Source organism: uncultured Tateyamaria sp. (assembly GCF_947487805.1).
Classification (GTDB): Bacteria; Pseudomonadota; Alphaproteobacteria; order Rhodobacterales; family Rhodobacteraceae; genus Tateyamaria.
Window position 1 is genome coordinate 97,606 of sequence record NZ_CANKXW010000009.1, and the last position, 12,517, is coordinate 110,122.

Genomic DNA, 12,517 nt, shown 5'->3' on the forward strand with positions numbered 1-12,517 from the left:
CGCGGGCCACATGCCACGCGCCAAACCTTCTCTGCACCCGGCCAACACGGGTCTCCGGCCGCTCCGCCCCCAACATCGGAGCGGCGGTCGGGTGCAGGGGCTCTGCATAACCTCAAGTTGAGAGTTGACACGACTCGTCCCGCGCGACAGCCTTTTGTTAACATTTGACGAAAGCACTTTTGACATGACCCTGCTTGATGCGCGCCCCGACCGTATGGACTTTCGCGACCGCGAATACCGTGCGCGGCTGGTGTCGCAGCCGACCCAGTATCCCAGCAACCGCGAGATGCACACGTTCTTTGGCCAATACGTGTCCCGCGGCATGATCCTGGATCAGGAATCCGAGGGCGCCTGCACCGGGTTCGGGCTGGCGGCGGTGGTGAATTACCTCAACTGGATCAAATGGTTGGGCGAAAGCCACGCCGCGGGCCTCAATATCCTGGCCGAGGATCTGCCGGGCCGGCCCGAGACGGTCAGCCCATGGATGCTCTACTCCGTCGCACAGCTCTATGACGAGTGGGAGGGCGAGGATTACTCCGGCTCAAGCTGTCGCGGCGCGATGAAGGGCTGGCACAAGCACGGCGCGTGCAGCATGGCGCTCTGGTCGCGCCACACCACCCGTCAGGCCCCCGATGCTGCGTGGTTGCAGGACGCCGCCGCCAACCCGCTGGGCGCGTATTACCGGGTCAACGCCATGTCGATCACCGATATGCAATCGGCCATCTACGAGGTCGGCGCGATCTATTGCTCGGCCAAGGTGCACACCGGCTGGAACTTTGCCCAATCCGAGGCCGCGCCCGAGGTCCAGAGCTTTGACTATGCGCACCCGGATGGCGGCGCACCACAGGTCATGGCGCTGCCTGTGATCGACATGTCGGGCAGCCATACGGGCGGGCACGCTTTCTGCATCGTGGGCTACACCGACCGCGGCTTTATCGTTCAGAATTCGTGGGGGCCCGACTGGGGTGCCAAATGGGGCGAGGCCGAAACGCCCATCGAACACGCCGTGGGCGGCTTTGCCCTGATGACCTACGAGGATTGGGTGATCAACGGGCACGACGCGTGGGTCGCGGCGCTGGCGGCTCCCGTTAAACTGTCGGACCGGGCCCAGACCAGCCCCGCCCGCTCGCGCCACAGCCTGCTGGAAAAGGTGTCGCTGACGGGCGCACAGCGCAAGCTCGAGGTCGGCGTGTCAATGGACAGCATCCGCCCCTGGAGCGAAGAGAAAGCCTATGAGCACTCCATCGTCATGGGCAACAACGGCAAGCTGGTGCGCCGCCGCGTCGACATGAAGGACGGCGCAACCGAACTGCGCACCACCATCGGCGCACTGCTCGAGGCCAGCCCGGACCGCGACGTGGTCGTCTATGCCCATGGCGGCCTCAATTCTGAAAAGGTGGCGATCAAGCGCGCGCAGATGATGGGCCCCTGGTTCGAACGCAACGGCATCACGCCCATCTTCGTGATCTGGCGCACCGGCTTTCTCGAGGCAGTGTCGAATATCGGCCAGGACATGCTGGCCCAGTACACCGAGGAATTGCAACGCATCGAGCGCAGCGGCTTTCAGAACGTGCTGTCCGCCGCACGGCGCAAGCTGAACAAGAAATTCGACAACGCGTTCGAGGCGGTGGCTGAAAAGGTGCTGGGCAAGGCCGTGTGGTCACAGATCAAGCAGAACGCCGAGGCCGCCTGCCAGACCAACAGCGCCGAAGGCATCACCGGCGGCATGCGCATTCTGGCGGACGTGATCCGCGACACCCGCGCGCGCATGGACCGCCCCTTCCGCATTCACCTGCTGGGCCACTCCGCAGGCGCGATCATCCTGGGCCATTTCGCACAGGATCTGGCGCGCTTTACCGCCATCGGGTCGCTGGGCCTGCTGGCGCCTGCCTGCACGCTGTCTTTTGCCAACAAGATGTTTATCCCCCTCGTCGACACCGGCCAGCTGCCGCGCGACAGGTTCTATGTGGTCAACCTCAACCGCAGCAACGAACGCGGCGACCATGTGGGGCTTTATCACAAATCCCTGCTCTATCTGGTCAGCCGCGCGCTCGAAAGCCCGCGCAAATCGCCGCTTCTGGGCCTCGATGACGCGTGGATCCTGCCTTCCGAGGTGGCGCAGGGCGAAATGTCCTTTCCGTCCGTCGCCAAATCCGTGCTGGACGATCCCGCCGCCCACGCGCTGCAAATCTATGAGGAACTGAACCTCTATTACGCGCTGGCGGGCAAGAAAGAGGGCGAGGCCCTGACAAACGCCCAGATCACCCGCCTGCGCAGCGTCAAGGACATCCAGAAGTGGCGCGCGTTCAAGGCGCGCAGCGAATTTCCCTATCGCATCATCCAAAGCCCGCAGATCCAGGTCCGCGCGGTGGCCAATGACGATGCCTTTGTGCCCAGCGGGCACGGGGCTGTCGACAATGACCTGACAGTGATGAACTGGGCGCTCTATCACATCGCGGGCGAGGTCCCGCACCCGATCACCGATCTCAGCGGGGTATGACCCCGGCCACCAGAGAGGACATGCCATGGACACGCCGAACGCCTATCTGACCCACCTGCGGTCGCTACTGACGCGCGAAGAGCTTGAGGCGTTGATGGACGACCCGGCGGCCTTTGGTGCGGACGATGACGTGGTCGATCCCGACCGCGAGTTGCGGATGGGCGGCCCCATGACCGGCCCTATCGGCGGTGCCGCTCTGCCGCCCGCGGCCCCGCCTGGTGGGGTGCGCGACACGTTCCAGCGCTTCGAGGCCGAAGAAGAGCTGACCTATGACGAGGTAATGCAGGTCGAGGCGATCATCCTGCCGCTCACCCGTCCGGCGGTGCTGGTGCAGGACAACGATTACGCGGTGGAGCATGCCAAGTGGCGCCACCTCAACGACGATGGTGCCGCGCGCGATCACATCCTGCGCGCGCTGCCAATGGTCGGGCGCATCAACGTGCCCAGCAACGCGGCCATTCCCTATGCGGGCACGGGCTTTGTCGTGGGGCAGGGTCTCTTGATGACGAACCGCCACGTGGCCGAGCTGTTTGCCGATGGTGTGGGCGCGGGCGATGTGCGCCTCAAACCCGGCGCGTCGGTCAACATCGATTTTCTGGCCGAACACGGATCCCACGCGCGCCAGCAATTGCAGGTCGCGGGCGTGCGCATGATCCACCCGTTCTGGGACATGGCCCTGCTCGAGGTCGAGGGGCTGGCCGATGACACCAGCGTCCTTGAGCTGTCACAGGACGACCCCGCGCGCTTGCGCAACCGCGAGGTGGCGGTGGTCGGCTACCCGGCCTTTGATCCGCGCAATGACCGCGCCGTCCAGCACCGCCTGTTCAACCGTATATACAACGTCAAACGGTTGCAGCCGGGCCTTTATACCAACCGCGCGCGGGTGCGCAGCTTTGGCAACATCGTCCGCGCGGCGGGGCATGACGCCTCGACGCTGGGCGGCAATTCCGGCAGCGCGGTCATCGATATGCAGACGGGCCACGTGGTCGGCCTGCACTTTGCCGGGCTCGAGGGCAAATCGAACTTTGCAGTGCCCGCCTCCGAACTGGCCCGCGATGCGCACGTGACCCGCGCGGGCGTCAGCTTTGCCGGCGCGCGCCCCCGCCCCGGCAGCAGCCCTTGGGCGAGCCACTGGAACGCGGTCGCGCCCAAGGATGAACCACCCGCGGCGGGCCCGGCGGACACCGCGCCGCAGATGACCACAACCGGGTCCAATACCATGACGATCCACGTGCCCGTGACCCTGACCGTGGGCTTTGACGGCACCGCCGTCACGCTTGGCACCGGCGATGCCGCACCAGCGGCCCCCGCCACCGAAAAGATGGTGGAGCCGACCCACGACCCCGATTACGCCACACGCACAGGCTACGATCCCGATTTCCTCGGCCTGCCCGTGCCCATGCCCGAGGCCACCAATACCGGCGATCTGTCGGTGCAGGCAGATGGCGCGACCGTGCTGGATTATCACAACTTTTCGCTGGTGATGAACGCGCGCCGCAGGCTGGCCCAGATCACCGCTAGCATGGTGGACGCCAGCGACGCGGCCAAGGAACCCGAGGCCGATTTCGTCTATACCCGCAAGGCGCTCAACGGCTTCACCAGCAAGAACGACCGCGAGAAATGGTTCCTCGACCCGCGCATCCCTGCGGGCGATCAACTGCCGGACGTGTTCTACAACCGCGACCGGACAGCCTTTGACAAGGGTCACCTCGTGCGGCGCGAAGCCGTGGCCTTTGGCGCCAGTTTCACGGATGTGCAGCTGGCCAATGGCGACACCTTCCACTCGACCAACTGCTCGCCGCAGGTCAAGGGCTTCAACCGCTCGATGCTGCGCGGCGTCTGGGGCCAGCTGGAAAACGATGTGCTGGCGGCGGCGGCCACTGAACGCTGCGTGGTGTTCAGCGGCCCCGTGCTGGCCGACACCGACCCGGAATTCCACGGGCGCGACCTGAACGGCGACACGGTGGTGCAGATCCCCGCCCGCTACTGGAAGATGATCGTCACGCGCGAGGGCGACGCGCTGCGCACCCACGCCTACCTGCTGGAACAGGACCTCGACGACGTCGATTTCGAATTTGCCCGCGCAGGCGACTGGGTCGATCACGAGATCGCGCCCGACGCGCTCGAGGCTTTGCTGGGCAATGTCCGCTTTCCCCACCTGGCCGATGCGGGCCGGGACAAGATGTCGGCCGCCGAATGGATGGAGCTGGTGCAGGACCCCGACACCACCGACCGCGAAATCCTTGACGTGTCGCTGATCCTGCCCGGTGCCGGGGCGTTCGATTTCCGCGTCGTGCCGAATCCCGATGTCGTCGACCTGCCCGAAGGCGCAGAGGATACCGAGAACGCGATGGCCGTGGCCAATGATCTGGCGCGGTCGCGGCGCGCCACGAAATTTGCCCTGCGCAAGGACTTCGGCAACGCGCCCGTGCTGGTGTCGGAAATGGACAGCTGGGGACAGTTCCCGGTGCTGATCGACGAGATCGTGGACCACCTGAACAAGGGCTACAATGTCTATTCCGTGGGCGCGGCGGGTGACACGGCGCAGAACATGGTGCGCGGTCCGGTGCAGGCGCGCGGGCAGGAATACATGCTGGCGCTCGATGCGCAGCGCGACGAGGTGCAGGCCTTTGTGTTCTCGGCTGCGGGCAATGACATCATCGGCGAGGACCCCGCCACGGGGCGGGCCGCGCTGATGGACCTGATCCTTGATTTCAACGGCGATGCCAGCGACGTCGACGGCCACATCAACCACGCGCTCTTGCAGGACAAGCTCGACATGCTGCGCGGCATGTACAAAGAGGTGATCAGCACGATCCGGGACGATGCGGATTTTGCGACCCTGCCGATCCTCGTGCACGGCTACGACGTGCCCTTTCCCTTCCCATGGGTGGGCGACCGCCGCAATCCGGTGCACGCGGCCAAGGACAAATGGCTGGGCACCCCGTTTGCGGCGCGCGGCATCCACGACCACACCCTGCGCCGCGCGATCCTGACGCGGTTCATCGACCGGCTCTATGACATGCTGAACGATCTGGCGGGCACGTCCGCGACATCCCATGTCTGGGTGGTCGACTGCCGCGGTGCGTTGCCGCATGTGTCGGACTGGATCGACGAGATCCACGGCACCTCCGCAGGTTTCCGCAAGGTGACGCAACGGTTCCGCGACTGCCTTCTGCAAGCCGGGGTGCCACCAAAGTGACGGGCCCCCGTCGGCAATGATCGGCGCGGCCCCGCGCATGGGGTATGCGACGCGGCAAACGCCTGGTGCGCCGGACAAAGCAGACCCATGCTGGTGCACAGTGAATGTCAGCCTTAACTCGGGGATAAAATTTTGCGGAACAATCGGTCTGCTCTATGGGTTCGCTTTAAATGCAACCAACGGAGACCGCAATGCGCGCAATGACAACCGCCCTCGCTTCAGTTTTGGTCACATCCGCACCTTTATGGGCAGAAACCTACGCGGCGGACGTCTGGGCCGATAACTGGTTCGAAATGCGCGTGAACGGTGAACAGGTTGCAGAAGACAGCGTTTCGATCACCACCGAGCGCTCTTTCAACGCCGAAAGCTTCTCCTTCGAGGCCGAAAAGCCATTCGTCATTGGTCTGGTCGCCAAGGATTTCAAAGAAAATGACACAGGGTTGGAATATATCGGCACGCGCCGTCAGCAAATGGGGGATGGCGGCGTCATTCTTCAGATCCGGAATGCCGCCGGTGAAACAGTTGTGGTGAGCGACGACACGTGGCAATGCCAGGTCATTCATACCGCGCCGCTGGACAAGTCCTGCGAAGACGAAAGCGATCCGGTCGCGGGCGAAGGTGCTTGCGGGTTTGAAGCCTCCGATGAACCCGATGGCTGGGACTTGGCCGACTATGACGCGTCGGACTGGGCGCAGGCCACCATTTACACCGCCCAAGACGTCGATCCAAAATTTGGATATGACGACATCACTTGGAACGCGGATGCTAAATTTATCTGGGGACCGGATCTGGAACAAAGCAATACCGTTCTGTGCCGTCTCACCGTCGACTAAATCACACCAAAACGTCAGGATCTAATCTATGTTCAAACCAGTTGCTCCGTTTATTGCGGCCATGATGGTCGCAGGCATGGCCCATGCCGAGAACGTCGAAATCTACGTCGTCGATATGCTCGACAACATCCAGGACGGCTACTGCCTCGATATTGCAAAAGGGCGCGGCGCGGACGCCAACCCTGACGACGGTCTGCAAGCGCACACCTGCTACAGCCCATCAGGCGAGGTGCTGGTTGATCAGGCGTTTGATCCCGACCAGTTCGCGGACGGCGTGCTTTACATGCCCGAATTCGACGTCTGTGTTCAAACGACCTCGACCGAGGCCGGAGCCGCGCCCGAATTGGCCGATTGTGATGGGTCCGACGCGCAAAGCTGGGTTTTTGATGGCGAAGGAACGATTGCGCCCGCATCCGCGCCCGACATGTGCCTGACACTGACCGGTGAAACCCGCACAGGCCGGAGCGACCAGAACCAGATGATCGCGCTGTCCCTGCAAACCTGTTCCAGTGACCTGACCGCGACCCAGACCTGGTCCAACCGCACCGCTGACTAGCAGATTTGACCAGAGCGGCTGCGTGTCATCCCGGCACCCGCCTGCGAATGTCTCCTCAAAAGCCGTCATTTGGTCGCTGTGTTGCCTGCGTTGATTGGACTGTAGGCCGTTCTTCACAGACCAGTCATGCCCGCGCCGCCCTGCTTGCCGACTGCGACAGTCGCCCAGAAAAAAGGCCCCGCGCTGCGGGGCCTTTTGCTGTCATGCGCCAGATCAGGCGGCCTCTTCGGCCGATTGCGGGCCAAAGCGGCGATAGAACGTCTGGTTTTTCTCCGCCATCTCGCGCAGCAGGGCAGGGCACTTGAACCGTTCGCCATATTGCGCCTCCAGCTGGTCGCAGCGTTCGGCGGCATAGGGTGTGCCGATGATGTCCAGCCAGCTGAGCGGACCGCCCGACCACGGCGCAAAGCCCCAGCCAAGGATCGCGCCCACATCGCCTTCGCGGATGTCCATCAGCACGCCTTCCTCCAGCGCGCGCACCGCCTCCAGCACCTGGGAAAAGAGCAGGCGGTGCTGCACTTCGACCAGTTCGGGCTGGTCCTCGGCCAGCGGGTATTTTTCGTTCAGACCGTCCCACAGACCAACGCGCTTGCCCTTGTCGTCATAGGCATAGAACCCCGCATTCGCCTTGCGGCCCAGACGCCCCTCGTCCTCCAGCCAGAAGATCAGGTCATCCGCGCCCGACTTGGGATAATCGTCGCCCATCGCGGCCATGGTCGCCCGCGCAATCTTGGCGCCCAGATCGATGGCCGTCTCGTCGGTCAGTTGCAGCGGACCCAGCGGCATGCCCACCAGCTTGGCCGCGTTCTCGATCAACGCAGGCTCGATGCCCTCGGTCACCATCCGCGCGCCTTCGTTGACGTATGGAATGATGCAACGGTTGGCATAGAAGAACCGCGCGTCGTTGACCACGATCGGTGTCTTGCGGATCTGGCGCACGTAATCCAGCGCCTTGGCCACGGCCCGGTCGCCGGTCTCCTTGCCCTTGATGATCTCCACCAGCAGCATCTTTTCGACCGGAGAGAAGAAGTGGATGCCGATGAACTGTTCCTGGTTCTTCGACGCCTTGGCCAGTTCCGAAATCGGCAGCGTCGAGGTGTTGGAGGCAAAGATGCAGGTGTCGGGGATGATCGCCTCGACCTTCTGGGTGATCTCGGCCTTGACTGCGGGGTCCTCGAACACCGCCTCGATGATCAGATCACAATCGGCCAGCTGCGTCAGATCGGATGTCGCGTTGATCCGCGCCAGCAGCGCGTCGCCCTTCTCCTGCGTGGTCTTGCGGCGCTTGATGCCGCCTTCGACGTATTTCTCGGAATAGGCCTTGCCGCGGTCCGCGGCCTCCTGGTCGCGGTCGATCAGCACAACGTCGATACCCGCCTGCGCCGACACCAGCGCGATACCCGCACCCATCAGGCCCGCGCCCAGCACGCCCAGCTTCTGCACCCGCTGATCGGGTACACCGGCGGGGCGCACGGCGCCCTTGTCCAGCGCTTCCTTGTTCAGGAACAGCGACCGGATCATCGCACCGGACGAAGGGTTCATCAGCACATTGGTGAACCACCGCGCCTCGATCTTGAGCGCGGTGTCAAAGGGCACCAGCGCGCCTTCATAGACGGCCGACAACAGCGCCTTGGCCGCCGGGTACACACCTTGCGTCTTGCCGTGCACCATCGCCGCGGCGCCCACAAAGGTCATGAACCCCGCAGGGTGATAGGGCGCGCCGCCAGGCATCTTGTAGCCCTTGGCATCCCACGGTTTCAGCAGGTCGGCATCGGTGGCGTTCAGCACCCACTCGCGGGCCGCGGCCACCGGATCGGCGACAACCTCGTCCACCAGCTTGCCCTTGGCCTTGTCGGGCGACAGCATCTTGCCCTCCAGCAAAAAGGGCGAGGCCTCCATCGCGCCCAGCTTGCGCACCAGACGTGTGGTCCCGCCCGCACCGGGGAAAATGCCGACCATGATCTCGGGCAGGCCGACCTTGGCCTTGGGGTTGTCGGCCATGAAAATGCGGTGCGTGGCCAGCGGCAGCTCAAGCCCGATGCCCGCGGCGGTGCCGGGCAGGGCGGCGGCAATCGGCTTGCCGCCCTTGTTGGTCTTTGGATCCATGCCCGCGCGCTCGATCTTGCGCAGCAGGCCGTGCATCTTCATCGTGCCCTCGAACAGGCCCTTGGCGGGCTCGTCGCCCGCATCCATCTTCATCTTGGCCAGCAGGTTCAGGTCCATGCCGCCTGCAAACGTCTCCTTGCCGCTGGTGATCACGACACCCTTGACGGCCTCGTCCGCCAGCACGTCGTCGATCATCTCGTTGAGCAGCTCAAGCCCCTCGAAGGACATCACGTTCATCGATTTGCCGGGCACATCCCATGTGATCGTGGCAACGCCGTCGGCGTCCTTGTTCAGTGTAAAGTCGGCCATGATTTGGTCCTTTCCTGGATTTCACGGTGCGTCAGCAGGGCCTCTGTCGGCTCTGGCGCGGTGTAGGGGTATGAAGGGTTCGCAAGAGCGTTGGTGACGTGCTTGAGCTTCCATTGCACGCCGTCCCGACGCAGGATCATGCGGGATTTGACAGGCGGCAGGCTGTCGCTGCCGTCCTTGGTGAAAATGGTATCATGGTAGCCGCAGATCAGGTCGGCCCCGAGAAACTGGGCCGATGTCGCCATGCGCGCCATGGTGTCCGCGTCTTGACCCGAAACGATCTGCACCGTCATGTCAAAGAACGGGCGGATGTCCTCAGGCGTACGGATCTGGGTGTCGACGTGATCGCTGTGCGACGTATAGGGCATGTCGCACAGCGCACAATAGGCGTCGAAATCGTCCGTGAGCGTCGCCGCCGTCAGGCTGTCGACAAACCCCTGGTAAAGCGACAGGGGCGAGGCCGATGTCCGCCGCACATCGTTGCGCGGCGCTTGTGTCGGCAACAACCCCCGGTCCGAGACCCGCAAGAGGTCAATGGGCCAGGTGAGGGCGGCAAGCGTGCTTTCCTCCTCGATCACCCGCCACGCGCCCTGACGGTTCTGCAAGACAACGCGGTTGTCATAGCTGGGCACCATCGCGGCCGCATTGCGCAAGGCGTGCGTCACGTAATAGCCCTGGATATAGTCGTCGCTGAGGAACTCCGCCTCGGTCACGAGACGGATGAACTGGTTGACGCCAAGGCTGTGCAACGACCCGCTGAACGCGGTCACATTGCGCTCGAAATCAGCCTCTGTCTCCACGATCAACTCGCCGCCGGTCATGATCTGACGACAGGGCAAAAGGACAGTCCCGCGCACCGTGGCCACGTCGCCCGCCAGCAGGGCGCGCGACTGGATGTCGAGCATGTCCTGCAGGATGGTCATCGCGTCCTTGAGCATCGGTTCCGTCCTCTCTGGCCCTGCCGGGTTACACGCGTTCGATGATCGTGGCGGCACCCATGCCGGAGGCCACGCAAAGCGTCGCCAGACCGGTTTCCTTGTCCGCGCGCTCCATCTCGTCCAGCAGCGTGCCAAGGATCATCGCGCCCGTGGCCCCCAGCGGGTGACCCATGGCGATGGCACCGCCGTTCACGTTGACCTTGTCGTGGTCGACGTCAAAGGCCTGCATGAACCGCAATACCACGGCGGCAAAGGCCTCATTGACCTCAAAGAGGTCGATGTCGCCAATGGCCATGCCATTGTCGGCCAGAATCTTTTCGGTCACAGGCACCGGGCCGGTCAGGTTGATGGTGGGATCGGTGCCGATCTTGGCCGTGGCGCGGATGCGGGCACGGGGTTTCAGGCCCCATTTCTCGCCGAATTCCTTGTTGCCGATCAGGATCGCCGCGGCCCCGTCCACGATGCCGGACGAGTTGCCCGCATGGTGCACGTGGTTGATCCGCTCCAGATGCGGGTATTTCATCAGCGCGACCTTGTCGAAGCCCGGCATGACCTCGCCCATCGCCTGAAAGGCGGGGTTCAGGCTGCCAAGGCTCTGCATGTCGGTCTGGGGGCGCATGTATTCGTCGTGGTCCAGGATCGCGAGGCCGTTGATGTCCCGCACGGTCATGATCGAGTTGTCAAACCGGCGGTCATCCCATGCGGCCTTGGCGCGGCGCTGGCTTTCCACGGAATAGGTGTCGACGTCATCACGGCTGAACCCGTATTCGGTGGCAATGATATCGGCGCTGATGCCTTGGGGGACGAAATAGGTCTCCATCGCCAGCGACGGATCGGCGGCAATCGCGGCCCCGTCCGACCCCATGGGCACGCGGCCCATCATCTCGACCCCGCCCGCGATATAGGCGTCACCGGCCCCGCCGCGCACCTGGTTGGCCGACAGGTTGACGGCCTCAAGCCCGCTGGCACAGAACCGGTTGATCGCCAGACCGGGGATCGCCTCGTCCAGATCAGAGGCCAGCACCGCGCTGCGCGCCAGGTTGCCGCCCTGTTCCATCACTTGCGTGACGTTGCCCCAGATCACGTCCTCGACCGCGTGACCGTCGAGATTGTTGCGCGCCTTGAGGGCGTTCAGGGTCTGCGCGCTCAACCGCAGCGAGGTCACCTCGTGCAGCGCACCGTCCTTGCGGCCCTTGCCACGGGGCGTGCGGATGGCGTCATAGATATAGGCTTCGGTCATCGTGTTCGTCCTTTTGCCAGAGGCGTATCGTTATGTTCTAGGTGGGGTAGACCGGACGGTCTAATCAAGGGTGACGTTGCGGCGCATCAGGTAAACTTACGCCCGGTCGGCGGGGGAGCCGGGCATGAGGTCATAAGGCGCCTTCCAGCCCGGCACCTGCGCGATGTTGTTCAGCCAGCGGTCGATATTGGGCCAGTCCGCGCGGTCAAACCCGAAAGGCTCAGGGTAATACAGATACCCGCAGCAGCTCAGGTCCGCATTGGTGATGCCATCCCCCACGATCCAGTCGCGCCCCTCCAGATGGGCGTTCAGCACGGTATAGGCGCCCTTCAGACGCCCCTGGTTGAAGGCGATCACCTCCTTGGGGCGCTTGTCCTCGGGCAGGAAATTCATCAGGAACCGGGTCACGCCACACATCGAACTCAGCTTGTGATTGTCCCACAAGACCCAGCGCAACACCTCATAGCGATCCTCGCCATCACCGCCGAACTTGCCGGTCTTGTCGGTGATGTATTGCTGGATCACTCCCGACTGGCTGATCCTGCGATCCCCGTCTATGAGCAAAGGCGCTTCGCCCATGGTGTTCAGGGCGCGGTATTCCTCGGTGCGCGCCGCGCCGCCAAAAAAGTCGACATAGACGGGTTCCCAATCAAGCCCGGACAGCTCCAACGCCAGTGCCGCCTTGTACGAGTTTCCGCTTTCACCAAAGCAGTGCAGTTTCAGGGTCATTTTCGCAGGCCTTTCCGGTCGCTTGAGTTGATCCGGCCGGACCGGGGGTTTCACACCCCCGGACCCCCGTGGAGTTTATCTGGCAAGATGAAGAGAGCTGTCTT

At 63.6% G+C, this 12,517-nt stretch carries 8 protein-coding genes; 4 read left to right on the forward strand and 4 right to left on the reverse strand.

Annotated features, from left to right (window positions below; translation table 11 throughout):
* Positions 1–184 precede the first annotated feature (184 nt).
* The 4 genes from Q0949_RS18225 (at position 185) to Q0949_RS18240 (ending at position 7,091) form a co-directional block, all read left to right on the forward strand.
* Positions 185–2,500 carry a C1 family peptidase gene (locus tag Q0949_RS18225; RefSeq protein WP_299375762.1) on the forward strand — a complete coding sequence of 772 codons (2,316 nt, stop codon included), beginning with the start codon at positions 185–187 and terminating at the stop codon, positions 2,498–2,500.
* Positions 2,501–2,525: 25 nt separating this feature from the next.
* Entirely contained in the window at positions 2,526–5,702 is a 3,177-nt protein-coding gene (locus Q0949_RS18230) for a DNA/RNA non-specific endonuclease (protein WP_299375765.1), read from the forward strand.
* Between the two features lie 200 nt (positions 5,703–5,902).
* Positions 5,903–6,535, forward strand: coding sequence for a PEBP family protein (locus tag Q0949_RS18235; RefSeq protein ID WP_299375768.1), 633 nt, complete (start codon positions 5,903–5,905; stop codon positions 6,533–6,535).
* A 28-nt stretch (positions 6,536–6,563) separates the two neighbouring features.
* A complete protein-coding gene (locus Q0949_RS18240; RefSeq protein ID WP_299375771.1) occupies positions 6,564–7,091 on the forward strand; it encodes a ricin-type beta-trefoil lectin domain protein in 528 nt (175 codons plus the stop codon).
* Between the two features lie 213 nt (positions 7,092–7,304).
* Here Q0949_RS18240 and Q0949_RS18245 read toward each other — a convergent pair whose 3' ends face one another.
* From Q0949_RS18245 to Q0949_RS18260, 4 genes are all read right to left on the reverse strand, one after another.
* Complete coding sequence (locus Q0949_RS18245; protein ID WP_299375773.1) at positions 7,305–9,506, reverse strand: 3-hydroxyacyl-CoA dehydrogenase NAD-binding domain-containing protein; 2,202 nt, start codon at positions 9,504–9,506, stop codon at positions 7,305–7,307.
* Positions 9,488–10,444, reverse strand: coding sequence for a hypothetical protein (locus Q0949_RS18250; protein WP_299375776.1), 957 nt, complete (start codon positions 10,442–10,444; stop codon positions 9,488–9,490). Before Q0949_RS18250 ends, Q0949_RS18245 begins: the two co-directional genes overlap by 19 nt.
* 28 nt (positions 10,445–10,472) lie before the next feature.
* Positions 10,473–11,684, reverse strand: a complete 1,212-nt coding sequence (locus tag Q0949_RS18255; protein ID WP_299375779.1) for an acetyl-CoA C-acetyltransferase — start codon at positions 11,682–11,684, stop codon at positions 10,473–10,475.
* 96 nt (positions 11,685–11,780) lie between these two features.
* Positions 11,781–12,413, reverse strand: a complete 633-nt coding sequence (locus Q0949_RS18260) for a glutathione S-transferase family protein (RefSeq protein ID WP_299375782.1) — start codon at positions 12,411–12,413, stop codon at positions 11,781–11,783.
* Between the last annotated feature and the right edge of the window lie 104 nt (positions 12,414–12,517).